24 protein-coding genes are annotated in these 25,093 nt (G+C 65.6%); 8 read left to right on the forward strand and 16 right to left on the reverse strand.

The genetic code is table 11. The features are described 5' to 3' along the window. Positions 1-4: 4 nt before the first annotated feature. From rimM to ffh, 3 genes are all read right to left on the reverse strand, one after another. The gene (gene rimM / locus IVB45_RS00730; RefSeq protein WP_027566377.1) at positions 5-562 is read right to left on the reverse strand and encodes a ribosome maturation factor RimM; all 558 of its coding nucleotides are present in this window, start codon (positions 560-562) and stop codon (positions 5-7) included. 9 nt (positions 563-571) lie between these two features. Then, a complete protein-coding gene (rpsP, locus tag IVB45_RS00735) occupies positions 572-904 on the reverse strand; it encodes a 30S ribosomal protein S16 (protein WP_007598827.1) in 333 nt (110 codons plus the stop codon). A gap of 86 nt (positions 905-990) precedes the next feature. After that, entirely contained in the window at positions 991-2,538 is a 1,548-nt protein-coding gene (gene ffh / locus IVB45_RS00740; protein WP_247284936.1) for a signal recognition particle protein, read from the reverse strand. A gap of 332 nt (positions 2,539-2,870) precedes the next feature. On the opposite strand from ffh, the gene IVB45_RS00745 reads away from it, so the two are divergent. Continuing rightward, positions 2,871-3,935, forward strand: coding sequence for an MBL fold metallo-hydrolase (locus IVB45_RS00745; protein ID WP_247358186.1), 1,065 nt, complete (start codon positions 2,871-2,873; stop codon positions 3,933-3,935). A 42-nt stretch (positions 3,936-3,977) separates the two neighbouring features. Here IVB45_RS00745 and IVB45_RS00750 read toward each other — a convergent pair whose 3' ends face one another. Then, positions 3,978-4,697 carry an SIMPL domain-containing protein gene (locus IVB45_RS00750; RefSeq protein ID WP_247358185.1) on the reverse strand — a complete coding sequence of 240 codons (720 nt, stop codon included), beginning with the start codon at positions 4,695-4,697 and terminating at the stop codon, positions 3,978-3,980. Between the two features lie 5 nt (positions 4,698-4,702). Next, a complete protein-coding gene (locus IVB45_RS00755; RefSeq protein WP_247358184.1) occupies positions 4,703-5,461 on the reverse strand; it encodes a GyrI-like domain-containing protein in 759 nt (252 codons plus the stop codon). Positions 5,462-5,679: 218 nt separating this feature from the next. Between IVB45_RS00755 and dapF the strand changes: the two genes are divergently transcribed. Together dapF and mtaB are read left to right on the forward strand one after the other, a co-directional pair. Next, positions 5,680-6,555 carry a diaminopimelate epimerase gene (dapF, locus tag IVB45_RS00760; protein ID WP_247358183.1) on the forward strand — a complete coding sequence of 292 codons (876 nt, stop codon included), beginning with the start codon at positions 5,680-5,682 and terminating at the stop codon, positions 6,553-6,555. Next, complete coding sequence (gene mtaB / locus IVB45_RS00765; RefSeq protein ID WP_247358182.1) at positions 6,555-7,808, forward strand: tRNA (N(6)-L-threonylcarbamoyladenosine(37)-C(2))-methylthiotransferase MtaB; 1,254 nt, start codon at positions 6,555-6,557, stop codon at positions 7,806-7,808. The genes dapF and mtaB overlap by 1 nt, the downstream gene beginning before the upstream one ends. A gap of 211 nt (positions 7,809-8,019) precedes the next feature. Here mtaB and IVB45_RS00770 read toward each other — a convergent pair whose 3' ends face one another. Together IVB45_RS00770 and IVB45_RS00775 are read right to left on the reverse strand one after the other, a co-directional pair. Beyond that, positions 8,020-9,129: a DUF2336 domain-containing protein gene (locus IVB45_RS00770; protein ID WP_247358181.1), complete on the reverse strand. Its 1,110-nt coding sequence runs from the start codon at positions 9,127-9,129 to the stop codon at positions 8,020-8,022. A 136-nt stretch (positions 9,130-9,265) separates the two neighbouring features. Then, positions 9,266-9,967 (reverse strand): RNA pseudouridine synthase, encoded by a 702-nt coding sequence (locus IVB45_RS00775; protein WP_007598835.1) that lies wholly within the window; start codon positions 9,965-9,967, stop codon positions 9,266-9,268. Between the two features lie 60 nt (positions 9,968-10,027). Between IVB45_RS00775 and ftsY the strand changes: the two genes are divergently transcribed. Both ftsY and IVB45_RS00785 read left to right on the forward strand, forming a co-directional pair. Then, a complete protein-coding gene (ftsY, locus tag IVB45_RS00780; protein ID WP_247358180.1) occupies positions 10,028-10,975 on the forward strand; it encodes a signal recognition particle-docking protein FtsY in 948 nt (315 codons plus the stop codon). Positions 10,976-10,978: 3 nt separating this feature from the next. Continuing rightward, positions 10,979-11,581 carry a septation protein A gene (locus IVB45_RS00785; RefSeq protein WP_247358179.1) on the forward strand — a complete coding sequence of 201 codons (603 nt, stop codon included), beginning with the start codon at positions 10,979-10,981 and terminating at the stop codon, positions 11,579-11,581. Between the two features lie 178 nt (positions 11,582-11,759). On the opposite strand, the gene IVB45_RS00790 is transcribed toward IVB45_RS00785, so the two are convergent. The 5 genes from IVB45_RS00790 to ccmA form a co-directional block, all read right to left on the reverse strand. Beyond that, positions 11,760-12,353: a DsbE family thiol:disulfide interchange protein gene (locus IVB45_RS00790; RefSeq protein WP_247358178.1), complete on the reverse strand. Its 594-nt coding sequence runs from the start codon at positions 12,351-12,353 to the stop codon at positions 11,760-11,762. A gap of 24 nt (positions 12,354-12,377) precedes the next feature. Next, the gene (gene ccmD, locus IVB45_RS00795) at positions 12,378-12,563 is read right to left on the reverse strand and encodes a heme exporter protein CcmD (protein WP_247284927.1); all 186 of its coding nucleotides are present in this window, start codon (positions 12,561-12,563) and stop codon (positions 12,378-12,380) included. Further along, positions 12,560-13,348: a heme ABC transporter permease gene (locus IVB45_RS00800; protein ID WP_247358177.1), complete on the reverse strand. Its 789-nt coding sequence runs from the start codon at positions 13,346-13,348 to the stop codon at positions 12,560-12,562. Before IVB45_RS00800 ends, ccmD begins: the two co-directional genes overlap by 4 nt. A gap of 88 nt (positions 13,349-13,436) precedes the next feature. Next, positions 13,437-14,105 (reverse strand): heme exporter protein CcmB, encoded by a 669-nt coding sequence (gene ccmB / locus IVB45_RS00805; protein WP_007598845.1) that lies wholly within the window; start codon positions 14,103-14,105, stop codon positions 13,437-13,439. 232 nt (positions 14,106-14,337) lie between these two features. After that, a complete protein-coding gene (gene ccmA / locus IVB45_RS00810; protein ID WP_247358176.1) occupies positions 14,338-14,940 on the reverse strand; it encodes a heme ABC exporter ATP-binding protein CcmA in 603 nt (200 codons plus the stop codon). A gap of 242 nt (positions 14,941-15,182) precedes the next feature. Between ccmA and acnA the strand changes: the two genes are divergently transcribed. From acnA to IVB45_RS00825, 3 genes are all read left to right on the forward strand, one after another. After that, positions 15,183-17,903 carry an aconitate hydratase AcnA gene (gene acnA / locus IVB45_RS00815; protein WP_247358175.1) on the forward strand — a complete coding sequence of 907 codons (2,721 nt, stop codon included), beginning with the start codon at positions 15,183-15,185 and terminating at the stop codon, positions 17,901-17,903. Between the two features lie 233 nt (positions 17,904-18,136). Beyond that, entirely contained in the window at positions 18,137-18,913 is a 777-nt protein-coding gene (locus tag IVB45_RS00820) for a DUF1223 domain-containing protein (protein ID WP_247284924.1), read from the forward strand. Positions 18,914-19,509: 596 nt separating this feature from the next. Further along, positions 19,510-19,878 carry a DUF2794 domain-containing protein gene (locus IVB45_RS00825; RefSeq protein WP_027566393.1) on the forward strand — a complete coding sequence of 123 codons (369 nt, stop codon included), beginning with the start codon at positions 19,510-19,512 and terminating at the stop codon, positions 19,876-19,878. 106 nt (positions 19,879-19,984) lie between these two features. On the opposite strand, the gene IVB45_RS00830 is transcribed toward IVB45_RS00825, so the two are convergent. The 4 genes from IVB45_RS00830 to IVB45_RS00845 form a co-directional block, all read right to left on the reverse strand. Beyond that, positions 19,985-20,515: a GNAT family N-acetyltransferase gene (locus IVB45_RS00830; RefSeq protein WP_247358174.1), complete on the reverse strand. Its 531-nt coding sequence runs from the start codon at positions 20,513-20,515 to the stop codon at positions 19,985-19,987. Between the two features lie 220 nt (positions 20,516-20,735). Next, positions 20,736-21,527 carry a Bax inhibitor-1/YccA family protein gene (locus IVB45_RS00835; RefSeq protein WP_007598855.1) on the reverse strand — a complete coding sequence of 264 codons (792 nt, stop codon included), beginning with the start codon at positions 21,525-21,527 and terminating at the stop codon, positions 20,736-20,738. A 270-nt stretch (positions 21,528-21,797) separates the two neighbouring features. After that, positions 21,798-24,368, reverse strand: a complete 2,571-nt coding sequence (locus IVB45_RS00840) for an FtsX-like permease family protein (protein WP_247358173.1) — start codon at positions 24,366-24,368, stop codon at positions 21,798-21,800. Continuing rightward, positions 24,365-25,087: an ABC transporter ATP-binding protein gene (locus tag IVB45_RS00845; RefSeq protein ID WP_247358172.1), complete on the reverse strand. Its 723-nt coding sequence runs from the start codon at positions 25,085-25,087 to the stop codon at positions 24,365-24,367. The genes IVB45_RS00840 and IVB45_RS00845 overlap by 4 nt, the downstream gene beginning before the upstream one ends. Positions 25,088-25,093 lie beyond the last annotated feature (6 nt).

The following is a 25,093-nucleotide window of genomic DNA, read 5'->3' on the forward strand; positions in this document are numbered from 1 at the left end:
GTGGTTATGGGTCCCGGCCTTCGCCCGGACGACTCGGGGAGGAATCCTCCTCCGTGTCCTCTGCCTCGATTTCCTGCGGCAGCGCGATCACGACGCGGCCGCCTGCGATGTCGACCTCCGGCACCACCGCGTCCGTGAACGGCAGCAGCAGCGTGGTGCCTGTGGGCGGCGCGATCTCGATGATGTCGCCGGCGCCGAAATTGTGGATCGCGAGCACGCGGCCGAGCGCATCGCCGGCCGTGGTGACGGCGGCGAGCCCGATCAGATCGGTGTGGTAATATTCGCCCTCGTCCGTCGCGGGCAGTTTTTCGCGCGCGACGTAGAGCTCGATGCCGTTGAGGCGCTCGGCCTCATCGCGGGTCGTGACGCCCTTGAACGTCGCAACCAGATGATCCTTGGCCGCGCGCGCCGTTGCAACCTCGAACTGGCGCTTGCCGTCCTTGGACGAGAGCAGACCGTAGCTCCGCACGGCAAAGGGATCTTCGGTGAAGGTCCACAGTTTGACCGCGCCGCGCACGCCATGCGCGGCGCCGATCCGCGCGACGCAGACCAGCGCCGGCATGATCTCGCCTTAACCCTTCGCGGCGGCTTCGGCCTGCGCCTTGCGCTCCTTGCGCGGCACGGCCTTCTCCGGATTGTTGCGCACTTCGCGCTTCTTGACGCCGGCGGCGTCGAGGAAGCGCGACACACGGTCCGACGGCTGCGCGCCCTTGGCGAGCCACGCCTTCACCTTGTCCATGTCGAGCTTCAGCCGGGTCTCGTTGTCCTTCGGCAGCAGCGGGTTGAAATAGCCGAGACGCTCGATGAAGCGGCCATCGCGGGGGAAGCGCGAATCGGCGACGACGACGTGATAGACGGGGCGCTTCTTGGTGCCGGCGCGGGCGAGACGGATAACGACGGACATCTAAGTTCTCCTTCAAAGTACGTTTTGTTCGGTTGATTGGTATTCCGCGTTGCGCGAGACCGTTGCGATCTCCCGCGACGAATTCCTCATTTCTTCTTGCCGGAGAAACCGCCGAGGCCCGGCAGCATCGGCTTGCCGCTCAGCCCGGTCAGACCCGGAACGTTCGGCAGACCCTGGCGCAGTCCGGCAGGTAAATCCTTCGGCAGGCTGGGCAGACCTTGTCCGCCGCCACCCTGCATCTTCTCCTGCAGCGCCTTCATCTCTTCCGGCGAAGGCGGCTTCATGCCGCCGCCAAAGCCCATCGCCTGCGCGATGCCGGCGAGCGGACCGCGCTTGCCGGAGCCCATGGCCTTCATCATGTCGGCCATGTTCCGGTGCATCTTGAGCAGCTTGTTGACCTGCTCGACGCTCTGGCCGGAACCTGCGGCGATGCGCTTCTTGCGGCTGGCCTTGAGCAGATCGGGATGACGGCGCTCGTCGCGCGTCATGGAATCGATCACCGCGACCTGGCGCTTCAAGATCTTGTCGTCGATGCCGGCGGCCGCGATCTGGTTCTTCATCTTGGCGATGCCGGGCATCATGCCCATCAGCCCGCTGATGCCGCCCATATTGGCCATCTGCGACAGCTGCTCGCGCATGTCGTTGAGGTCGAACTGACCCTTGCGCATCCGCTCGGCGGTGCGCGCGGCCTTTTCGGCATCGATGTTGGCGGCGGCGCGTTCGACCAGCGACACGACGTCGCCCATGCCGAGGATGCGGCCGGCGATACGGTCGGGATGGAAATCCTCCAGCGCGTCCGTCTTTTCACCGGTGCCGAGCAGCTTGATCGGCTTGCCGGTCACCGCGCGCATCGACAGCGCGGCGCCGCCCCGGCCGTCGCCGTCGACTCGTGTCAGCACGATGCCGGTGAGGCCGACGCGCTCGTCGAAGGCGCGCGCGAGGTTGACGGCGTCCTGGCCGGTGAGGCTGTCCGCCACCAGCAGCACTTCATGCGGATTTGCGGCGGCTTTGATCGCGGCTGCTTCCGCCATCATCTCTTCGTCGAGCGTGGTGCGGCCGGCCGTGTCGAGCAGCACGACGTCGTAGCCGCCGAGCTTGCCGGCCTCGAGCGCGCGCTTTGCGATCTGCGCCGGCTGCTGGCCGGCGATGATCGGCAGCGTCGGAATGTCGAGGTCGCGGCCCAGGACGGCCAGCTGCTCCATCGCCGCGGGACGGTAGATGTCGAGCGATGCCATCAGCACCTTGCGCTTGTCGCGCTGGACCATGCGACGGGCGAGCTTTGCGGTGGTGGTGGTCTTGCCGGAGCCTTGCAGGCCGACCATCATGATCGGCACCGGCGGCACGGAATTGATGTCGATGGTCTGGCTTTCGGCGCCGAGCGTGTTGATCAGCTCGTCGTGGACGATCTTGACCACCATCTGGCCTGGGGTCACCGACTTGACGACGGTGGCGCCGATCGCCTGCTCGCGGACCCGCTCGGTGAAGCTGCGCACCACTTCGAGAGCCACGTCGGCTTCCAGCAGCGCGCGGCGCACCTCGCGCATGGCCGCGTCGACGTCCTTTTCGGTCAGCGCACCGCGCCCCGTCAGACGATCGAGAATGCCGCCAAGCCGTTCCGACAGATTGTCGAACAATGCCGTTGTCCTTTTTCACCTCTGCCCGCATGCGCGGAGGAGGGAGCAGAAAATCCAAACACCTTTACGCCCGAGGGCGCATAGCGCTGTCGGGCGTTGGCCTCTGGCCTCTGGGGCCAGTGGGCGGGTCGAAAAGAAAGCCTTTCCGAGAAAGTGGCCGGGTTAAACGCCGGTGCCGCCCGAAAGTCAAGGAAAGTTAGGGGCGCGGAGCGCCATTGCCAGAGCAAGCTACTGAAAACAAAGTTCTTTCGGCCGTGGGTTCCTTTTCATCGGGGCCGGCCCATATGACAGCTTGATGTCCCGCCCCTCCGACCGTCCCTGAAGCCAGATCCGTGCCGATCACCCGCCGCCGCCTTTTCGGACTGCTCGCCGGTGCCGGCGCATTGGTCGGCGTGCCCTCCCTTTGGATGTCCCGCATGAAAACCTATGACGGCCCGGTCTCCGACCATTTCGACGGTCTGAACTTCTTCGATCCGGACGGCGTGCCGCCGAAATCGCTTCGAGAGGTCCTGCGCTGGCAATTCGGCGGCAAGCGGCAGCGCGCGAGCTGGCCGGATTGGGCGCCGAGCCCCCATGCCGACACCCCGCCGGACCGCGTCGACGGCGACAAGGTGCGGCTCTCTTTCGTCGGCCACGCCAGCTGGCTGATCCAGACCGGCGGCCTCAATATTCTCGTCGATCCCGTCTGGTCGATGCGGGTCTCGCCCGTCAGCTTCGCCGGGCCCAAGCGGCACAACGATCCCGGCATTGCGTTCGACAAGCTGCCGAAGATCGATGTCGTGCTGGTCTCGCACGGCCATTACGATCATCTCGACATGGCGACGCTGTCGCGGCTCGCCAAGAATTTTGCCCCGCGTGTGGTGACCCCGCTCGGCAATGACGTCACGATGCGCAGCACCGATGCGACGATCAAGGTGGAAGCGTTCGACTGGCACGATCGCGTCGAGCTCGGCGGCGGCATCGCCGTGACGCTGGTGCCGACCCGGCACTGGTCGGCGCGCGGCATGTTCGATCGCAACAAGGCGCTATGGGCGAGTTTCGTGCTGGAGACGCCGGCGGGGAAAATCTACGTCGTCTGCGATTCCGGCTATGGCGATGGCGGGCATTTCCGCCGAGTCGCCGAGAAGCACGGCCCGCTACGCCTGGCGATCCTCCCGATCGGCGCCTACGAGCCGCGCTGGTTCATGCGCGACCAGCACATGAACCCGGAAGATGCGGTGAAGGCGCTCGCGGATTGCGGCGCGCAAGCCGCACTCGGGCATCATCACGGCACGTTTCAGCTGACCGATGAAGCCATCGATGCGCCGGCGAAGGCCTTGGTCGAGGCGCTCGACGCCGCAAAGGTGCCGCAGGAGCGGTTTGTCGCGATGAAGCCGGGGCAGGTGGTGGAGATTTAGCTTCACCGGGACAGACAATGGAGTCTGTCGCGGCAGCTGCGCCTACTGCTCTTTCGCCTTGATCGCCCAACTCACATTCACCGTCACCGCCAGCGTTTCCTCGCCGGGCGCAACGGCCGCGCCGCCTGCGGCCATCGGCGCTGCGGCCATGCGTCCCTTGAACAGCGGCATCGGGGCGCCGCCTTCGGACACGCTGAGCGGCGCGCCGAGCGTGACGCCGGTGGCCTTGGCGTAGATCTCCGCTTTGCGGCGGGCGTCTGCGACAGCCTTCTCGCGGGCATCGTCGAGTAGTTTCGAGGCCTGCGTCACCTCGAAGGAGATGTTGCCGATATCGTTGGCGCCGGCGCCGACCAGCGTGTCGATGATGGCGGCGACCTTGGTCACGTCGCGGATCTTCACGGTGACGCGGTTTGACGCGCGGAAGCCGACCACGGGCGAGGCGCCGGTGGATTTGTTCTGGCCGTATTGCGGCTGCAGCGACAGCCGCGAGGTCTGGTAATCCTTCTCGTCAATGCCTGCGCCCTTCAGCGCCAGCAGCACCTTGCCCATCGCGGCGTTGTTGGCGTCGGACGCTTCCTTCGCAGACTTGGCGTCGTTGGCGACGCCGGCGTCGATCTGCGCGAGATCAGGCGCGGCGGAGACCGTGGCTTCGCCGCTCACCGAAATCGCGGACGGAAAATCGTCGGCAAGCGCAGGCGTTGCCAGCATCGCGGCGGCAAAGGACGTAACAAGGGAGGTCAAAAGGATGGCAGGCTTTTTCATCGGTCTCACTTCAGCGGCACGAATACATTGATCACGAGCTTGTCCTCGGCCGTCTTCAGGGGATCGGTGAGGTATTCCTCGATGAAGGTGTCCTTGGCTTCCAGCTTCTTGTCGTCGAGGTGATTGGTGATCGCCTCATAGGTGTTGTCCATGTTGTCGTAGGAGCCGCGATGGACGAATTTCAGCGCCTTGCCCTCCGGCGATTTGCCGACACTCATGTCCTTGGGCAGGTTCTTCGGGTCCTGCTCGACCGGGATCTCGGCCAGGAAGGTGAAGCCGGTATCGTCGGTCGAGGTGTAGACGATCATCGAATTGCCGGCGTGCTTGATGCCCTGCTTGTCCAGCAGCGTGTTCAGCGCCTTGAAGGCGTCGATCAGCGTGTCGAAGGCCGAGTCCCAATTGGCAGTGCCCTTGACCATCACGACCTTCTTAGGCTCGAGCGTGGTCTCCTGTCCGAACGGATCGGCCGTCTGCACCGGAGCCGGCGTCGCGGCCGCAGCGGGCGGCGGGGCGGGGCTCGGTGAGGCACTGGCTGCGGGCGAGGGCGAGGTTGCAGGGGACGCCGCAGGCGACGTTGAAGGGCTTGGCGAGGCGCTGGCCGCCGGCGAGGGCGTGGCCACGGGTGCAGCGCTCGCGGCCGGGGAGGGCGAAGCCGATGCGGCCGGCGCCGGGCTCGGCGTTTGGGCCAGCGTGGCCGACAGACCAAACGACAAGGCCGCTGCCGGAATCAGCGCGGCCAAAGCGAGACGACGAAACCTGAACATTTTTATTCTCCCCAATAGCTTATCCGCCATGGCTTACGTCCCCGAGGCCTTAACCCGGCCGCATGTCCCGGTTGCGCGAATTTCGCCGTTCTAACACGCGAGCGCCGAATTCGTCCCATGACAGATGCGTCATGGCAGCGTCCTGGCTCTTGTCGGCAAATCTCTGGCCAAGAGGGCCAAGGATCGCCATATAAGGCAGGCGAAATTCGGGAATTTTCATGAGCGCGCTGGCCAACCACGCATTTGCCAAGATGAACGGCATCGGCAACGAGATCGTCGTTGTCGACATGCGCGATTCCGCCACGACGGTCACCCCGGACGACGCCCGTGCGGTGGCATCGGCGCGAGGCGGTGTGCCCTACGACCAGCTCATGGTGCTGCAGAAGCCGCGCTTCGACGGCACCGAAGCTTTCATCAGCATCTACAACTGTGACGGCTCCGAGGCCGGCGCCTGCGGCAACGGCATGCGCTGCGTGGTGCGGCGCGTCTTCGAGAAGACCGGCCAGACCAATGCGACGTTCGAGACGGCCGCGGGCCTGCTCAATGCCTGGCAGGGTCCGGCGCCGGATCTTTATACGGTGGACATGGGCGCGCCGAAATTCGGCTGGCAAGACATTCCGCTCGACCAGGAATTCCGCGACACCCGCTACATCGAATTGCAGATCGGCCCGATCGACAATCCGATCCTGCATTCGCCCTCAGTCGTCAGCATGGGCAATCCGCATGCGATCTTCTGGGTCGATGACGTCAACGCCTACGATCTCGAGCGTTTCGGTCCGCTGCTGGAGAACCATCCGATCTTCCCGGAGCGCGCCAACATCACGCTCGCCCATATCGTCGATCCCCAGCACATCACGATCCGCACCTGGGAGCGCGGCGCCGGCCTGACTAGGGCCTGCGGCTCGGCCGCATGTGCCACGGCGGTTGCGGCGGCGCGGCTGAAGCGCGCCGAGCGCAATGTCGAGATCGCGCTGCCCGGCGGCAAGCTCGGGATCGAATGGCGCGAGCGCGACGATCACGTGCTGATGACGGGCACGGCGACTTTCGAATATGAAGGCCGTTTCGATCCGGCGCTGTTCGCGCCGGTCGGGTGATGAGCGTCGACATCGTCACCTTCGGCTGCCGCCTCAACGCCTTTGAAGCCGAGGTGATCCGCCGCGAGGCCGAGGGCGCAGGCCTTTCAGATACCATCGTCATCAACAGCTGCGCCGTCACCAACGAAGCGGTGGCGCAGGCGCGCCAGTCGATCCGCAAGCTGAAACGCGAGCGGCCGGCAGCGCGCATCGTCGTCACCGGTTGCGCGGCGCAGACGCAAAGCGGCATGTTCGCCGAGATGGCCGAGGTCGATCGCGTCGTCGGCAATGACGACAAGATGCGGTCGTCCGCATGGCGCGAGGCGCGTGCGGCGTTCGATCTCGGTGCGAGCGAAAAAATCGCCGTCAGCGACATCATGGCGGTGAAGGAGATGGCGCCGCATCTCATCGACGGCTTTGCGAGCGGCCTGCCGCGCGTGTTCGTGCAGGTGCAGAACGGCTGCGACCATCGCTGCACCTTCTGTATCATTCCGTTCGGGCGCGGCAATTCGCGCTCGGTGCCGATGGGCGCGGTGGTCGATCAGGTCCGGGCGTTGGTCGCGCGCGGCCATGCCGAGATCGTGCTGACCGGCGTCGATCTCACCAGCTACGGCGCCGACCTGCCGGGTACGCCGAAGCTCGGCCTGCTGACGAAGCAGATTTTGCGGCACGTGCCGGAGCTGAGGCGCCTGCGCATCTCCTCGATCGATTCGATCGAGGCTGACAGCGATCTGTTGGATGCCATCGCTGAGGATTCGCGGCTGATGCCGCATCTGCACCTGTCGCTGCAGTCCGGCGACGACATGATCTTGAAGCGCATGAAGCGGCGGCATACGCGCGGCGACGCCATCGCGTTCTGCGACCAGGTCCGTCGCCTGCGCCCGGACATCGCGCTGGGCGCCGACATCATTGCGGGCTTTCCGACCGAGACCGAGGAGATGTTCTCGCGCTCGCTCGATCTGGTCAGGGAATGCGGCCTGACATTCCTCCACGTCTTCCCCTATTCGCCGCGTCCCGGCACGCCGGCCGCGCGGATGCCGCAGGTTGCGGGCGGCGCAATCAGGGAGCGGTCGAAACGGCTACGCTCAGCCGGTGAGGCTGCGCTTCTGCAGCGGCTGCAAGCCGAGATCGGCGCCACGCGCGAGGTGCTGATCGAGAGCGAGGAGCAGGGACGGACGGAGCATTATCTGCCGGTGGCGATCGCGGGCGAGCGTGTGGGCCGCATCGTGCCGCTGCGGATCGCCGGTCGTGATGGCGCGCGGCTGACTGCTTAGCCTCGTTGCGGCGAGTGACGACGCGCTGTACCTCCAGCGTCGTCCCGGCGAAGGCCGGGACCCATACCGCGTGATCTATCGGTGATCCGCGGTGCTTGTCCCAACCAAGCAGAGTAGCGGACCGTCGTCGCCAAACTTCTCCCTGTGGTTATGGGTCCCGGCCTTCGCCGGGACGACACCGAGGGTGGAGAAGCGGCGCGCCCCAAACAGCCTACAACGCCCGCACCTGCCAGAACCGCAGCGTCCGCCGCGCATTCTCCGGGGTCATGCGCGCGTAATGGCTTTGAGCGCTTGCGATATCGGCCGGTTTCATCGCGCCGGTCGCAAAGCGGCTTTGGAGCACGGCGGCGGTGGTTTCCCAGCTGAGCTGCGCCGCCTTGCACGGCACCAGCAGGCCGTCCTCGCGCAGGCTTTGCATCAGCGGGCGAATCACTTCGACGGTCGATCCCGACAATGCGGCCAATGCGGCCACCGCTTCCTCATAACGCCGCTGCGTTGCGAAGCCGAGCAGCGTCGCTTCGCCGAGCTGGCCGGTCGCCTTCAGGCCTGCGACGGCGCGCTTGGCACCTTCGAAATCGCGGACCCCCGACATCTCGCGCTCGACACCGACGGTGACGGCTGCGATCGCGGTCTGGATCTCCTCGAACAGATGCGGCGGAGCGCGCGACAACAGCCGGGTCCGCACGGCATCCGTTGCCGAGCGCAGCAATTGACGACGCAGGTCTGAGGGCAGATCGACGCGGACGCCAACGCTGACCGCGAGCTCGGGGTCGGCCTCGGCCTGTCCGACAATGACGGCAAATCCGTTGCCGGACACGCGCGCGCCGGGATTGGCGGCGAGCCGCCGGCTGACGCTGGGATAGCGCCGCGCCAGCAATGCATCGGTGACGATCTCCTTCAGCCACCAGCGTCCGGCGACGGCGAGCAGATGCGGCTCGCCCTTGCTCGAGGCGATCTGCACCAGCGCGCCGTCGTCGAGGCGCGCGGATTCCTGCAGCACGGGACCGGCGATGCGGATTTCGTCATTGTTGGCGAGCCGGCGAATGACCGATGGCGGCGCCTGCGCGATCGGCGCGAGCTGCGCGCTGATCTCGGCGAGAGCAACGCGCGCGCCCATGTCGGCGATGGCGCGGAGCTCGATGGTGCCGATCAGGCGATCGAGCACGTCGTCAAACAGTGCGATCTGCTCGTGGTCGAAACTGCCGGCGGAGGACAGGAACAGGTCGGTGACGCGGCGGGCTGTTGCCAGGCCCTTTTCCGCCGAGCCAGTCCGAAGCGCGGACTCGACCTCGTCGATGATCGATAACTCGGCCGTGGACATGACGCGCAGCTCGTCCTGAGCAGATTGACGGAAGCTTGTTCTAAGCAACCGCTATCGTTAGCGACGAGCACTGAACGTTTCGTAAACTATAGGCAGCGCTGCGCGGCCTCCTCACCATGAGGGGCGAGCAGTTGGGCTACTCCCCGTTCCACCCGCAGGCGCGGAGCCGCTCGTGCATGTGGGGTGGGGCCGGCGCCACCACGCGGACCGGCTCCTTGTTGCGGGAGATCGGTACCACGATCTCGCGGGAATGCAGGTGCAGCTTCGGCTCGCCGAAGCGCGGGCCGTTGCCGTAAATGTTATCGCCGAAGATCGGCCAGCCGGTCGCCGACGAATGCACCCGCAATTGATGGGTCCGCCCGGTGACCGGTTCCATGGCGAGCCAGGTCAGGCCGTCGCCCCGGCCCATCACCTTCCAGTTGGTGATGGCCTTCTGGCCCTCGGGATCGGGCTTCTGCCACCAGCCGCGTTCGGCGTTCAGTCGCCCGAGGGGCATGTCGATGGTGCCTTCGTCCTCGGTGGGGCCGCCCTCGACGATGGTCCAGTAGGTCTTGCCGATCTTGCCATGCTTGAACAGCAGGCCGAGCGAGGCCGTCGCCTTGCGATGGCGGCCGAGCACGAGGCAACCGGAGGTGTCCTTGTCCAGCCGGTGGGCCAGCACCGGCGGCCGCGGCAGGCCGAAACGAAGCGCGTCGAACGATGTTTCGAGGTTCGCACCGCCCTTGGGACCGCGATGCACCGGCAGGCCGGCCGGCTTGTCGATGACCAGCATCAATCCGTCGCGATGGAGCACGCGGCCCAGGATTTCCTCGGCGGTCAGTTCGGGAACATCGAGCAATTGCAGGACTTTCGGTCAAGACTTTCGTTTGCGAGCCGGAACGGCTAACACACCGCCACCATGAACGATACCACCCCCGAGACCCCCAAGCTGAGCTGGTGGCGCCGCCTGTCCGACGGGCTGAAGCGCACCTCGTCCTCGCTCGGGACCGCGGTCGCCGACCTCGTCACCAAGCGCAAGCTCGACCGCGCCATGCTCGACGACATCGAGGACGTGCTGCTGCGCGCCGACCTCGGCACCTCGGTCGCGGTGCGGATCGCGGATGCGGTTGGCACGGGACGCTACGACAAGGCGATCTCGGCGGACGAGGTCAAGGACGTCGTCGCGACCGAGGTCGAGAAGGTGCTGGCGGCGGTGGCGAAGCCGCTCGAGATCGACGCCGGCAGGAAGCCGTTCGTCATCCTCGTGGTCGGCGTCAACGGCTCCGGCAAGACCACCACCATCGGAAAACTCTCGCAAAAATTCGCGTCCGAAGGCCGCAAGGTGATGCTGGCCGCCGGCGACACGTTTCGCGCAGCGGCGATCGAACAGCTCAAGGTCTGGGGCGAACGCACGAGGACGCCCGTCATATCAGGTGCGCAGGGCTCGGATTCGGCGAGCCTCGCCTTCAATGCGCTGACGGCGGCGAAGGAGCAGGCCATCGACGTGCTCCTGATCGACACGGCCGGGCGGCTTCAGAACAAGGCCGAGCTGATGAACGAGCTCGAAAAGGTCGTGCGCGTCATCCGCAAGGTGGACGCGACGGCGCCGCATGCCGTGCTGCTCGTGCTGGACGCCACCGTCGGTCAGAACGCGCTGTCGCAGGTCGAGGCCTTCCATCGCACCGCCGGGGTCACCGGCCTCGTGATGACCAAGCTCGACGGCACCGCCCGCGGCGGCATCCTGGTGGCGCTCGCGGAGAAATTCAAACTGCCGGTGCATTTCATCGGCGTCGGCGAAGGCGTCGACGATCTCGCGCCGTTCACCGCGCGTGATTTCGCCCGCGCGATAGCCGGAATCGAAAGCTGAAGAATGGACAAGACCCAGCCGCACCCGCTGTTCAAGCTTGCGACCGAGCTCGGCCCGCTGCTCGTGTTCTTCTTCGTCAATGCGAAGTTCAATCTGTTCGCCGCGACCGGCGCCTTCATGGTCGCGATAGTCGCGGCGATGATCGCCTCCTATGTGGTGACGCGGCACATCCCGATCATGGCGATCGTGACAGGCGTCATCGTGCTGGTGTTCGGCACGCTGACCCTGGTGCTGCATGACGAGACCTTCATCAAGCTCAAGCCGACCATCATCTACGCTTTGTTCGCCGCGATCCTCGGCGGCGGCCTGTTGTTCGGCCGCTCCTTCATCGCCGTCATGTTCGACCAGATGTTCAATTTGACGCCGCAGGGCTGGCGCATCCTCACCTTGCGCTGGGCGCTGTTCTTCGCCGGCATGGCGGTTATGAACGAGATCGTCTGGCGCACCCAGAGCACGGACTTCTGGGTGAACTTCAAGGTGTTCGGCGTCACGCCGATCACCATGATCTTCGCCATCGCCCAGATGCCGCTGACCAAGCGCTACCACCTCGAGCCGGCGTCGCTGGAGGCCAGCGAGGCCGAGGCGGGCGATGTGAGGAAGGGGTAAGGTCTTTCGGCTCTTCACACACTCAACTGTCATCGCCCGCGAAGGCGGGCGATCCAGTATTCCAGAGACAGCAGTGAGATGCGGAGAGGCTGCGGCGTACTGGATGCCCCGCCTTCGCGGGGCATGACAGCGGTGCGCGAGGCCGACTCCGTCGCTACGCTCGCAATGACGGTCTTGGCTACGACCCCGCCTTCAACGCCTTCTCCATCTGCGGCAACAGCACCGTCCGCAGATTCTCCGGCGTGATCGGTCCCACCAGCTTGTAGACGATGGTGCCTTCGCGACCGACGACGAAAGTCTCGGGCACGCCATAGACGCCCCATTCGATCGAGGCGCGGCCGTTGGCATCGACGCCGACGTGGCCGAACGGGTTGCCGTAGCGCCCCAGGAAGCGCCGGGCATTGTCGGCGGCATCCTTGTAGTTGATGCCGACAAGCTGGAAGCGTTTGTCTTTTGCCAACTCGGTCAGCAGCGGCGCCTCGTCGTGGCACGGCACGCACCAGGACGCCCAGACATTGACGAGACTGACCTTGCCCTTGAACGCGGCGGGATCGAGGCCGGGGATCTGCGTGTTGTCAGCCCGCAATCCCTCGAGCGGCGGCAGCGTGGTTTGCGGCACCGGCCGTCCGATCAGGGCGGAAGGGATCCGCGAGGGATCGCCGCTGCCGAGCCGGAACCAGAACAGCAGCGCCAGGCCGATGAACGCAATCAGCGGCAGCACCATCAGGAAGGTGCGGCGCTGCGGCGGAGCGGAGGTCGATTGCTCGCTCATGATTGATCTCTCATGCTCGATCTCTCATGGCCGATCCGTCGCGCTACGGCCGGAGCGGCGGGTCACGCCGCTGCGCTCGAGCTCGCGCAGGCGCTGTGTCTGGCTACGATAATCGAGCACGATCCAGCCGATCAGGATCACGACCACGAGGCCGGCCGCGGCATAGGACGTCACGATGAAAGACGCGTAGGGACCGAGCGACATGATCATGCAGCCCCAGCTTCTTTTGACGTGCTGCCTTCACGCGAGCCGGTGCCGACTTCTGAAAACGCCACACGGCTCGCCTGCATCATCTGCAGGGACCGCACGCGCCGACGCAAGATCTCGTTGCTCATCGCCGCCAGATGCAGCGTGACGAACAGCAGGGTGAACGCGACCGCCATCACCAGCAGCGGAATCAAAAAGGATTTGTCGAGCGACGAGCCGCCCATCCGCATCACTGACGCCGGCTGGTGCAGCGTGTTCCACCAATCGACCGAGAACTTGATGATCGGCAGGTTGATGGCGCCGACCAGCGTCAGCACGGCGGCGGCGCGCGCCGCGCGGGAGGGATCGTCGACGGCGCGCCACAGCGCCATCAGGCCGAGATACATCAGGAACAGGATCAGCACCGAGGTCAGCCGCGCGTCCCATTCCCAATAGGTGCCCCACATTGGCCGGCCCCACAGCGAGCCCGTCAGCAGCGCAAGGAAGGTGAAGCTGGCACCGATCGGAGCAGCCGCTTTGGCGGCGACGTCGGCGAGCGGATGCCGCCACACCAGCGTGCCCAGCGAGGCGATGCTCATCACGCCCCACACGAACATCGACAGCCAGGCATTGGGCACGTGGATGAACATGATCTTCACGGTCGCGCCCTGCTGATAGTCGTCGGGCGCGGTGGCGGACTGATAGAGCCCGATCGCGAGCAGGATGATTGTCGCAGCCGCAAGCCACGGCAGCAGCCGCGCCGTCAGCGCGAGGAACCGTGTGGGGTTGGCGAGGTCGATCAGCGTCATGGTATCCTGATAATCACAGGTAAGCGCTCACGCAATCAGCACGAAAGTCCGCAGCGAAAGTTGATCGGGGTCAAGGTCAGCCAGTCCCTCAATCCAGTCCATGCTTCAGGCTCGCCGCGGCCGCGAAGGGGCCGATTACGAGGCTGACCAGCGACAGCGCGCACAGGATCGAGAACGGCGCGCCGAACGTCATGGGGCCGACGATCACCGCCTGCGAGGCCGCGACGCCGAAAATCAGGACGGGTATCGACAGCGGCAGCACCAGGACCGCCATCAGCAAGCCGCCACGATGCAGCGTCACCGCCAGCGCTGCGCCGATCATGCCGGTAAACGTCAGCGCCGGGGTGCCGGCGAGCAGCGTCAGCGCCACCGCGCCGGTTGCGACCATGTCGAGGTTGAGCAGCAGACCGAGCACGGGGGTTGCGACGATCAGCGGCAGGCCGGCGGCCAGCCAATGCGCCAGCGCTTTCGCCGCGCAGGCGAGTTCCAGCGGGGTCCGGCTCATCGTGATCAGGTCGAGCGAGCCGTCCTCGTGGTCGGCCATGAACAGCCGGTCCAGGGTCAGCAGGCTCGCCAGCAGCGCCCCCAGCCACAGGATCGCCGGCCCGAGCCGCGACAGCAGTGCCAGATCCGGCCCCACCGCAAACGGCATCAGCACCACCACGGTCAGGAAGAACAGCACGCCAATCAACGCTCCGCCGCCGACGCGGAGCGCGATCCGGATGTCCCGGCGAATGAGGGCAGACAGGGCGGTCATGGGGGGCTCCCATCGTGCCTGAGGCACGGTGCGATCCCTCCCCCGCTTGCGGGGGAGGGTTGGGGAGAGGGTGTCTCGACAACGAAGATTCCCCCAGCGGAGAGAACCCTCACCCGGCGCTGCGCGCCGACCTCTCCCGCAAGCGGGAGAGGCGAGGGAGCCCGCGGCGACGGCTGCGTCCCGGGTGCGAGAGCGGCGACCGGCCCTTCGAAAAGCTGAGGGTCCACGGGAATCATGCCGTCCCCCCGATCCGCAGCTCCCGCGAATCGATCCCGAGCGGGGCGTGGGTGGCGGCGACGATCAGGCCGCCGCGGCCGAGGTGCTCGCGCATCAATCCGGAAAACATGTCCTGTCCCGCGACATCCAGCGCCGTGGTCGGCTCGTCCAATAGCCAGACCGGTCGGCGGACGGCCAGCAGGCGGGCCAGCGAGAGCCGGCGGCGCTGGCCGGCGGACAGGAAGGCGGCGGGCAGATCGGCGGCGTGGTCGAGCCCGACGGTGGCGAGGCTCTCGCCGGCATCGAAACGCTCCCCGCCGAGAAAATCGGCCCAGAATGTCAGATTCTCCGCCACGCTCAGCGCCGGCTTCAGGGCGTCGCGATGGCCGAGATAGTGGCATTGCTCCGGCAATGTCAGCTCGGAATCGCCTCCGTCCAGCGCGATCGTGCCGCCCGCCGGAATGAGCAGGCCCGCGATCAGCCGCAGCAGCGAGGTCTTGCCCGATCCGTTGCGGCCGACGACCGCCACGGCTTCGCCGGAGCCGGCCCCGAAATCAAGCCCGGAAAACACCTCGCGGCCGCCCCGCACGCATGTGACCCCATGTCCGGAAAGCTGCATCTCGCCTCGTACCAACCCGCTCAACGTCAGGCCTCAGGAAAACTTGGGGTAGCGTATGGGAATTTTTGGCTCGCGGATTGCCGCGGCACGTTTGTGGCTGTGGCGGCGCGGTTAGAAAGCTTCTATAAGCCCGGAACTACTTGATGCAGCAACTCAACCTGCCCCTGCAAGCGACTCAGCCTGCCTACGCTGACGGTGTTAAAATACCCTGCCGGGTATAACTAACAATTGGGATTTCCTACATGACCTCGCTCGACAGCTTCAAATGCAAAAAGACCCTCAAGGTCGGCGCCAAGACCTATGTCTATTACAGCCTGCCCACGGCCGAGAAGAATGGTCTGAAGGGAATTTCAAAACTCCCCTATTCGATGAAGGTCCTGCTCGAGAACCTGCTCCGCAACGAGGACGGCCGCTCGGTCAAGAAGGAAGACATCGTCGCGGTGTCGAAATGGCTGCGCAAGAAGTCGCTGGAGCATGAGATCGCCTTCCGCCCGGCGCGCGTGCTGATGCAGGACTTCACCGGCGTGCCCGCCGTGGTCGATCTCGCCGCGATGCGCAATGCGATGCAGAAGCTCGGCGGCGATGCCGAGAAGATCAATCCGCTGGTGCCGGTCGACCTCGTCATCGACCACTCCGTGATCGTGAACTTCTTCGGTGACAACAAGGCCTTCGGCAAGAACGTCACCGAGGAATACAAGCAGAACCAGGAGCGCTACGAGTTCCTGAAATGGGGCCAGAAGGCGTTCTCGAACTTCTCCGTCGTGCCGCCCGGCACCGGCATCTGCCACCAGGTCAATCTCGAATATCTCTCCCAGACGGTCTGGACCAAGAAGGAGAAGATGACGGTCGGCAAGAAGACCGGCACCTTCGAGGTCGCCTATCCCGACTCGCTGGTCGGCACCGATTCCCACACCACCATGGTCAACGGTCTCGCCGTGCTCGGCTGGGGCGTCGGCGGCATCGAGGCCGAAGCCTGCATGCTCGGCCAGCCGCTGTCGATGCTGTTGCCCAACGTCGTCGGCTTCAAGCTGAAGGGTGCGATGAAGGAAGGCGTCACCGCGACCGATCTCGTGCTGACCGTGACGCAGATGCTGCGCAAACTCGGCGTCGTCGGCAAGTTCGTCGAGTTCTTCGGCCCCGGCCTCGACCATCTCTCGGTCGCCGACAAGGCGACGATCGCCAACATGGCGCCCGAATATGGCGCGACCTGCGGCTTCTTCCCGGTCGACGCCGCCGCGCTCGATTATCTCAAGACCTCCGGCCGCGCCTCGGCGCGCGTCGCGCTGGTGCAGGCCTATGCGAAGGCGCAAGGACTGTTCCGCACCGCCAAGTCGCCCGATCCGGTGTTCACGGAGACGCTGACGCTCGACCTCGGCGATGTCGTGCCATCGATGGCCGGCCCGAAGCGCCCCGAAGGCCGCATTGCGCTGCCGTCCGTGGCCGAGGGCTTCTCGCTCGCCCTCGCCAGCGAATACAAGAAGGCCGAGGAGCCGGGGAAGCGCTTCGCCGTTGATGGCAAGAAGTTCGACATCGGCCATGGCGACGTCGTGATCGCCGCAATCACCTCCTGCACCAACACCTCGAACCCGAGCGTGCTGATCGGCGCCGGTCTGCTGGCGCGCAACGCCGCCGCGAAGGGCCTCAAGGCAAAGCCGTGGGTGAAGACCTCGCTGGCACCCGGCAGCCAGGTGGTGGCGGCCTATCTCGCCGATTCCGGTCTCCAGGCCGATCTCGACAAGGTCGGCTTCAACCTGGTCGGCTTCGGCTGCACCACCTGCATCGGCAATTCCGGTCCGCTGCCCGAGGAGATCTCGAAGTCGATCAACGACAACGGCATCGTCGCGGCTGCGGTGCTCTCCGGCAATCGCAACTTCGAAGGCCGTGTCTCGCCGGACGTGCAGGCGAACTACCTCGCCTCGCCGCCGCTCGTGGTCGCTCATGCGCTCGCGGGTACCGTCACCAAGAACCTCGCTGTCGAGCCGCTCGGTGAAGGCAAGGACGGCAAGCCGGTGTACCTCAAGGACATCTGGCCGACGACAAAGGAGATCAACGCCTTCATGAAGAAGTTCGTGACCGCGGCGATCTTCAAGAAGAAGTATGCCGACGTGTTCAAGGGCGACACCAATTGGCGCAAGATCAAGACGGTCGAGAGCGAGACCTATCGCTGGAACATGAGCTCGACCTATGTGCAGAACCCGCCCTATTTCGAAGGCATGAAGAAGGAGCCGGAGCCGGTCACCGACATCGTCGAGGCCCGCATCCTCGCCATGTTCGGCGACAAGATCACCACCGACCACATCTCGCCGGCCGGTTCGATCAAGCTTACCTCGCCCGCCGGCAAATATCTCAGCGAGCACCAGGTGCGTCCGGCCGACTTCAACCAGTACGGCACGCGCCGCGGCAACCATGAAGTCATGATGCGCGGCACCTTCGCCAATATCCGCATCAAGAACTTCATGCTCAAGGGCGCGGATGGAAATATCCCCGAGGGCGGTCTGACAAAACACTGGCCCGACGGCGAGCAGATGTCGATCTACGACGCCGCGATGAAGTACCAGCAGGAGCAGGTGCCGCTGGTGGTGTTCGCTGGCGCCGAATACGGCAACGGCTCCTCGCGCGACTGGGCCGCGAAGGGCACGCGTCTGCTCGGCGTGCGTGCCGTGATCTGCCAGAGCTTCGAGCGCATCCACCGCTCCAACCTGGTCGGCATGGGCGTGCTGCCGCTGACCTTCGAGGACGGCACCTCCTGGTCGTCGCTCGGTCTGAAGGGCGACGAGAAGGTCACGCTGCGCGGCCTCATCGGCGACCTCAAGCCGCGCCAGAAGCTGACCGCGGAGATCGTCTCCGGCGACGGTTCGCTGCAGCGCGTTTCGCTGCTCTGCCGCATCGATACGCTGGACGAGCTCGAATACTACCGCAACGGCGGCATCCTGCACTACGTGCTGCGCAAGCTCGCGGCGTAAGCGCGGATTTGTGAACGGTGGCTCACTGCGAAGTGAGTAGTAGGTTACACGAAGGCGGCCTATCACAAGGCCGCCTTCACGCGTTTGCGGCAGGTTTCGGATGGCCCGCCCGGCGGAGAACCTCACGCCCTGGACGGCTGCTGTGGCCGACGAATGTGTGAGGCCCGTAAGAATACGGTGACCATCCGGCGGTAAGCTTTCCCTCTCTCGAGCAATGGTGTGCGGCGTTCGACATGACAACAATGACGGCTTCTCATCTGGTTTCACGTTGGTCCGGCGCCCTCTGGTCGGGTGCACTTGGTCTCTGTGCGATCGTCGCCGTCATTCGTCCTGCCGAGGCTGATCCCCGCGCCGTTGTCGAATTGTTTACCTCGCAGGGCTGCTCGTCCTGCCCGCCGGCCGACAAGATCATCGGCGACCTCGCCCGCGATCCCTCGATCATCGCGCTGAGCATGCCGATCGACTATTGGGACTATCTCGGCTGGAAGGACACATTGGCCGATTCGCGCTTCTCTGCACGGCAGCGTGCCTATTCGCGCATGCGCGGCGACCGCGAAGTCTACACGCCGCAGGTCGTGGTCAACGGCTCCACGCATGTCGTCGGCAGCGATCGCACTGGCATCGAAAGCGCGATCGGCAAAACCGACGCGGGCACTGGTGTGATGAGCGTACCGGTGACGATGTCGCTCGCGGGCAAGCAGATCAACGTCTCGGTGGCCGCGAGCAAGGAGCCGACGGCGTCCCACGGCGAGGTCTGGATCTGCTCGATTGCGAAGTCGGTGCCGATCGCGATCAGCCGCGGTGAAAATCGCGGACAGCAGGTGATCTATCACAACGTGGTGCGCAACCTGCTCAAGGTCGGCGACTGGACCGGCCGTCCGGAAAGCTGGACGGTGCCGATCGAGAACCTCACGCGCGACGGCGTCGACGGTGCTGTGGTCTACGTCCAGGACGGCAGCCGGGAAAAGCCGGGCCCGATGCTGGGCGCGGCGTACACATCGCTGCACTAACGCGCACACTTCGAATATTCCGATTCAAACGCACTCTCAATCCTCATGGTGAGGAGGCGCGTCAGCGCCGTCTCAAACCATGCAGGCCCTGCTGAGGCAGCTCGGCCTCGATCCTTCGAGACGCCGCTTCGCGGCTCCTCAGGATGAGGGGAGGGAGTGTTCTCGCTGATGAGGAAGAAGTCCGTCGAGGCGGAAACATCCCGACACAAACAAAACCGACCCCAAACAAAAAAGGACCAACTCGCGTTGGCCCTCCTTGTCGTGCGAACAGACCCGATCCTGACGGCCCCGGGGGGCTGGGGGCTGAGGAATCCGGAACCGAAAGGACCGGGTCAACGCACACAGGTCTTTTCGCAATGCAGGGCGGCAGTCGCTTGGCGGAAAAGCGGCGACACTATGATTCCTGCTAACGATCCCGTGACGGTTTGCCGCGACAGAGTTCCACCGCTGCGTGTGGGCGGTTTGCTCCGGTCCAACGTCCTTACAGGGCCCCTTGCAGTGGGGAACAGTTGGCGCGATCATGCAACTGTCATGATCCGCGGTTCCGGGGACGGTCTTCGCGGACGCGATCATGCTGATACGACAGGAGGCAGCCTATGAGTCTGTCGGAGGATGCCGATCCGAGCGAACAGCGCGCGGCGGCGCGCCCCGCCGCTTCGAATGCGCAACCGAGCCGCGTAACGTTCAATCGGCTCGAGCTGCACCGTATTCTCAATCTCTACGGCCGGATGGTCGCCGACGGCGAGTGGCGGGACTATGCCATCGACTTCCTCAAGGATCGCGCCGTGTTCTCGGTCTTTCGCCGAGCTTCGGAAGTGCCGATCTATCGCATCGAGAAGGATCCGCGCCTCGCGCGCAAGCAGGGCATGTACAGCGTGATCTCGGCGACGGGCCTGATCCTGCGCCGCGGCCACGAGCTGGAGCGCGTGCTCCTGGTGATCGATCGCAAGCTGGCGGTGGTGTAGCGTTTCGTAGCCCGGATGGAGCGCAGCGCAATCCGGGGCAGTCGTATCCGCGGATGAACCTTTCCCGGATTTCGCTTCGCTCCATCCGGGCTACAAGAGCTGAACCCTACTTCTCCGGCACCGTAGTCGCGCCCTCGCCAAGATCTCGCTGCATCATCACCGTGTCCAGCCAGCGGCCGAATTTCAGCCCGACGCTGGGATGCGTGCCGATCATCCTGAAGCCGCCCTTGGTGTGCACGCCGATCGAGCCGGCATTGGCGGAATCGCCGATCACCGCGATCATCTGGCGGAAGCCGCGCGCCTCGCATTCGACGATCAGCCGCTCCAGCAGGAGCGCTCCGATGCCGCGGCGGTGAAAGGACGGATCGAGATAGATCGAGTTCTCGACCGTGAAGCGGTAGGCCGGCCGTGGCCGGTAGGCGCCGGCATAGGCGTAGCCGGCGACGCGCCCCTCGAGGATGGCGACGAAATAGGGATAGCCGCCGTCGATCAGCGTGCGGTAGCGGCGCGTCATCTCGGCGAGGTCGGGCGGCTCCAGCTCGAATGTCGCCGTGCCCTCGCGGACAGCCTGCTGGTAGATGGCGGTGATGGCGGGCAGGTCGGCCTCAGTGGTGGGCCTGATATCGGGTGCGGACATGCCGCAAGATTAGAGCCTTCCCGGGACCACTGGAAGAGGCAACGGCCTCCCCACGCCGCCATTGCGAGCGGAACGAATCAATCCAGGAATGCGTCCGTGGAGGGACTCTGGATTGCTTCGTCGCAAGAGCTCCTCGCAATGGCGGTGGTTGAGGGAACACGCCCAAACAAAAACCCCGGCCTTTCGGCCGGGGCTGGTGTCCTTCGCTCTGGTCTGACGCTTAGTCGCGCTGGCCGAGGAGCTGCAGGAGCAGCGTGAACAGGTTGATGAAGTTCAGGTACAGCGACAGCGCGCCGGTGATGGCCGCACGCTCTGCGATGTCACCGCCGGCCGAGGCGTAGCCGTAGATGTAGTCGTTCTTGAGCCGCTGGGTATCCCAGGCGGTGAGGCCCGCGAACACCAGCACGCCGACCACCGACACGACGAACTGCAGCACCGAGCTCGCCAGGAACAGATTCACCAGGCTCGCGATGACGATGCCGATCAGGCCCATGAACAGGAACGAACCCATTCCGCTCATGTCACGTTTGGTGGTGTAGCCGTAGAGGCTGAGCGCGCCGAAGGTCGCCGCGGTGATGAAGAACACCCGCACGATCGAGGTGTGGGTGAACACCAGGAAGATCGAGGACAGCGAGACGCCCATCAGCGCCGCGAACACCCAGAACAGGATCTGGGCGGTCGAGGGAGCGAGACGGTTGATGCCCGCCGAGATCACGAACACCATGGCGAGCGGCGCGAGCATGAACAGCCACTTCAGGGGGCTGACGAACATCGCGTAGCCGAACGGCGTCAGGAACAGCTTGCCGACGCGGACGGCTTCCGGGGTCGGAACATCCGTCACGGCGGCCATGTAGACGCCGAGCGCGGCCAAGCCGGTGATGGCCAGGCCGATGCTCATGTAGTTGTAGATGCGCAGCATGTAGGCGCGCAGGCCGGCATCGACCGTCGCGGCGTCAACACGCCCGGCGGCCCTGCCGAAAGGAGAAGCGTAATTGCGGTCTAGGTCCGACATGGTCGAATTCCCGTTGGTTGGTCCGGTCCGGCATGAGGGTCGCCACGCCGCCGGTTCGTCAAATTCTATCTCGGATACCGATGTCTGCCGACTAAATTTTGGCTAACAATCGGGGCTCCGAACCCATTCGATATGTGGGAAACTAACACATCCGCTGCAACCGTCCACGCGCGGCTGAATGTCGCCCTTCCCTGCAATCCAGACGAGCGGACGTGGTTAATCGCCGGAATCGTGCGATTTCGCTCCCGTGCCGCCGCCCGCTACCATTTGTCACAAATTCCGCAACACCGTGGCGGGCTTTTTGTTCAACGCCAGCAGCGTGCCGGCGAGACCCAGGCCGACCGTGACGACCAAGGCAGCCGCGACCACGCCGGCGGCGCTGCCGCCCTGCCAGACGAAGGTAAGGGTCATCAGTCGGGTCACGATCATCCAGGCCGCGACGCTGCCGGCGAAAACGCCGAACATTGCGGTTGCAAGCCCGATCAAGAGGTATTCGAGCGCATAGGCGCCGAGCAGCCGCAGCCGGGTCGCACCCAGCGTTTTGAGGATCACCGCATCGTAGACCCGGTGGCGGTGGCCGGCGGCGAGCGCGCCGCCCAACACCAGGATCGCCGAGATCAGGGTCACAGCGCTGGCGCCGCGGATTGCCAGCGCCAGATTGGTCACGACCGAGCCGACCGTCTCCATCACCTCGCGCACGCGCACGCTCGTCACCATCGGATAGGCGTCAGCGACCTCCTTGATGATCTTGCCGTCGCCGGCCGCATTGCCGCCGGCTTCCGTCAGCGTCGCGATATGGGTGTGCGGCGCGCCCTTGAATGCGTTCGGGGAGAACACGAGGACGAAATTGATGCCGAGGCCCTGCCAGTCGATGCTGCGAAGATTGCTGATCTTCGCGGGGATGTCGCGGCCGAGGATATTGACCACGACCTCGTCGCCGAGCTTGAGGCCAAGTCCGTCCGCGATCTTCTTCTCCATCGAAACCAACGGCGGGCCGGAATAATCGGCGCTCCACCACTCGCCCTCGACCACCTTGGAGCCTTTCGGCAGCTCGGCGGTATAGGTCAGGCCACGGTCGCTCTGCAGCACCCACTCGGAATCGGTGCTGGGCTTGAGCTCTTCGGCGCGGACGCCACGGGCTCCCACGATGCGCCCGCGCAGCATCGGGACGTCATCGATCGTCGCGCCAGGGGCGATCTGGCGCAGATATGAGTCGAACTGCTCGGCCTGCGTGCTCGGAATATCGATGAAGAAGAACGATGGCGCGTGCTCGGGCAGTGCCGCCAGGAACTGCCGGCGCAGATTGCCGTCGATCTGGGTGATGGTGACGAGCACGGCGAGCCCGAGGCCAAGCGACAGCACGACCGAGGGCGTCAACGCGCCCGGCCGGTGGATGTTGGCGATCGCAAGTCGCAGCATTGGCCAGCGCGTGCGCGGCAGCCGCCGCGCGATCGTCATCAACAGCGCGGCAATGCCGCGCAGCAGCGCGAACACGACCACGGAGGAGGCCACGAACACGGCGGCGATGCGCTTGTCGAAGGACAGCCCGATCACGACCGCGATGAGCAGCGCGATCACGACAGCCATGAAGACGAGATAACTCCAGCGTGGCCGATGCCATTCCGAGCTGATGGTGTCGCGGAACAGGGCGGCCACCGGCACGTCGTGCACCCGCCCGAGCGGCCACAGGCCGAAGGCAAGCGCCGTGAGCAGCCCGTAGACGAACGACAGCGCGAGCTCGTCGGCATGCACCGCCGGCACCACCGGCAGCGGCAGTAGCTTGCCGAACAGGCCGACGATCGCGAAGGGCATGGCGGCGCCGAGCGCGAGGCCGATCGCCGAGCCGATCGCGGCGAGCAGGAGCACCTGGGCGAGATAGATGCCGAACACGTCGCGCCCGGTGGCGCCGACGGCCTTGAAGGCCGCGATCACCTCGAGCTTGTGGTCGATATGGGCCTTGACGGCATTGGCGACGCCGACGCCACCGACCAGCAGCGCGGCGAGGCCGACTAGGGTCAGGAACTGCGTGAAGCGGTTGATGTTGCGCTCGAGCTGTGGCGAGGCATTGGAGCGGCTGCGGACCTCCCAGCCGGCCTGCGGCGCGGCGTTGCGCGCGTCCGCGATGAAGGCGTCGGTGGCGCGCTCGCTATTGGCGATCTCCGGCAGTTTCACACGATAGACCCAGCGCACCAGGCTGCCGGGCTGGACCAGCCCGGTGGCGCGGAGGCCCGCTTCGCTGATCAGGAAGCGCGGGCCGAAGCCGATGCCGCCGGCGAGCTTGTCGGGCTCGGCTTCGACGGCGCTGCGGATCTGGAACGTGGCAGCCCCGACGGTGACGCGATCGCCGGTCTTGAGCGACAGCCGCGCCAGCAGTGTCGGATCGGCGGCCGCGCCGAACGCGCCGTCGCGCTCCGCGAGCAGGTCGGACATCGGCAGCGGCGGCGCCAGCGTCAACTGGCCGAGCATCGGATAGGTGTCGTCGACCGCCTTCATCTCGACCAGCGCCAGCTTGCCCTCGGCCGAGCGCGCCATGCCGCGCAGTGTGGCGGCGCTCGAGACGGTGCCGCGCGAACGCAGGAAGGCGACTTCCTCCGGCTTCGCCTCGCGCTGAAACAGGACGAACGACACGTCGCCGCCGAGCAGCGTACGGCCCTCGCGGGCGAGGCCGTCGCTCAGGCTCGCCGAGACCGAGCCGACACCGGCGATGGCCATCACGCCGAGCGCGATGCAGGCGATGAAGACGTAGAAGCCGCGCAGGCCGCCGCGCAATTCGCGCAGCGCGTAGCGCAGCGACAGTGCGACGCCGTTGGGCTTCGCGAACGGTTCGGCAGCAGCGCTCATGCCGGCACCGACTGCGTGTCGATGCGCCCGGAGCGCAGGCGGATCACGCGATCGCAGCGATGCGCGAGCGACGAATCATGCGTGACCAGCACCAGCGTCATGCCGCGCTCGGCATGCTTGCTGAACAGGAGGTCGACGATCTGTTGTCCCGTGGCTTCGTCGAGATTGCCGGTCGGCTCGTCGGCAACGAGGATCGCGGGATCGGGTGCCAGCGCGCGGGCCAGCGCGACGCGCTGCTGCTCGCCGCCGGAGAGCTGCGTCGGATAATGATGCAGACGGTCGCCGAGCCCGACCGATTGCAGCTCCTGCGCCGCGCGCGTTGCGGCGTCGGGATTGCCCGCAAGCTCGAGCGGCACGGCGACGTTCTCCAGCGCGGTCATGGTCGGGATCAGGTGGAAGGACTGGAAGACGATGCCGACCTGGCGGCCGCGGAAGCGGGCCAGCGCGTCCTCGTCGAGGGCATTGAAAGGCGTGCCGCTGACCACCACCTCTCCGCTATCAGGACGCTCCAGCCCCGCCATCACCATCAGCAGCGTGGATTTGCCCGAGCCTGACGGGCCGATCAGGCCGATCGTCTCGCTCCGGCCCACGCGCAAGCTGATATCCTTGAGAATGTGAACGCGTGCCGCGCCCGTACCCAATGACAGATTGACGTTGGAGATGGCGATGGTGTCGGCCGAACTGTCGGCGAGCGAAGAGGAAGAGATGCGAGTATCCATGGTCCG

Source organism: Bradyrhizobium sp. 4, assembly GCF_023100905.1.
Lineage (GTDB): Bacteria > Pseudomonadota > Alphaproteobacteria > Rhizobiales > Xanthobacteraceae > Bradyrhizobium.

What these genes read in the sequence shown, in the direction of transcription:
- rimM (WP_027566377.1), bottom strand. Translation starts at nt 562, where the DNA reads ATGCCGGCGCTGGTCTGCGTCGCGCGGATCGGCGCCGCGCATGGCGTG.
- ftsY (WP_247358180.1), top strand. Translation starts at nt 10,028, where the DNA reads ATGAACGATACCACCCCCGAGACCCCCAAGCTGAGCTGGTGGCGCCGC.
- IVB45_RS00785 (WP_247358179.1), top strand. Translation starts at nt 10,979, where the DNA reads ATGGACAAGACCCAGCCGCACCCGCTGTTCAAGCTTGCGACCGAGCTC.
- rpsP (WP_007598827.1), bottom strand. Translation starts at nt 904, where the DNA reads ATGTCCGTCGTTATCCGTCTCGCCCGCGCCGGCACCAAGAAGCGCCCC.
- IVB45_RS00790 (WP_247358178.1), bottom strand. Translation starts at nt 12,353, where the DNA reads ATGAGCGAGCAATCGACCTCCGCTCCGCCGCAGCGCCGCACCTTCCTG.
- IVB45_RS00750 (WP_247358185.1), bottom strand. Translation starts at nt 4,697, where the DNA reads ATGAAAAAGCCTGCCATCCTTTTGACCTCCCTTGTTACGTCCTTTGCC.
- IVB45_RS00835 (WP_007598855.1), bottom strand. Translation starts at nt 21,527, where the DNA reads ATGTCGGACCTAGACCGCAATTACGCTTCTCCTTTCGGCAGGGCCGCC.
- IVB45_RS00800 (WP_247358177.1), bottom strand. Translation starts at nt 13,348, where the DNA reads ATGACGCTGATCGACCTCGCCAACCCCACACGGTTCCTCGCGCTGACG.
- dapF (WP_247358183.1), top strand. Translation starts at nt 5,680, where the DNA reads ATGAGCGCGCTGGCCAACCACGCATTTGCCAAGATGAACGGCATCGGC.
- ccmA (WP_247358176.1), bottom strand. Translation starts at nt 14,940, where the DNA reads ATGCAGCTTTCCGGACATGGGGTCACATGCGTGCGGGGCGGCCGCGAG.
- IVB45_RS00770 (WP_247358181.1), bottom strand. Translation starts at nt 9,129, where the DNA reads ATGTCCACGGCCGAGTTATCGATCATCGACGAGGTCGAGTCCGCGCTT.
- IVB45_RS00825 (WP_027566393.1), top strand. Translation starts at nt 19,510, where the DNA reads ATGAGTCTGTCGGAGGATGCCGATCCGAGCGAACAGCGCGCGGCGGCG.
- ccmB (WP_007598845.1), bottom strand. Translation starts at nt 14,105, where the DNA reads ATGACCGCCCTGTCTGCCCTCATTCGCCGGGACATCCGGATCGCGCTC.
- IVB45_RS00830 (WP_247358174.1), bottom strand. Translation starts at nt 20,515, where the DNA reads ATGTCCGCACCCGATATCAGGCCCACCACTGAGGCCGACCTGCCCGCC.
- ccmD (WP_247284927.1), bottom strand. Translation starts at nt 12,563, where the DNA reads ATGATCATGTCGCTCGGTCCCTACGCGTCTTTCATCGTGACGTCCTAT.
- IVB45_RS00840 (WP_247358173.1), bottom strand. Translation starts at nt 24,368, where the DNA reads ATGAGCGCTGCTGCCGAACCGTTCGCGAAGCCCAACGGCGTCGCACTG.
- acnA (WP_247358175.1), top strand. Translation starts at nt 15,183, where the DNA reads ATGACCTCGCTCGACAGCTTCAAATGCAAAAAGACCCTCAAGGTCGGC.
- mtaB (WP_247358182.1), top strand. Translation starts at nt 6,555, where the DNA reads ATGAGCGTCGACATCGTCACCTTCGGCTGCCGCCTCAACGCCTTTGAA.
- IVB45_RS00845 (WP_247358172.1), bottom strand. Translation starts at nt 25,087, where the DNA reads ATGGATACTCGCATCTCTTCCTCTTCGCTCGCCGACAGTTCGGCCGAC.
- IVB45_RS00755 (WP_247358184.1), bottom strand. Translation starts at nt 5,461, where the DNA reads ATGTTCAGGTTTCGTCGTCTCGCTTTGGCCGCGCTGATTCCGGCAGCG.
- IVB45_RS00820 (WP_247284924.1), top strand. Translation starts at nt 18,137, where the DNA reads ATGACAACAATGACGGCTTCTCATCTGGTTTCACGTTGGTCCGGCGCC.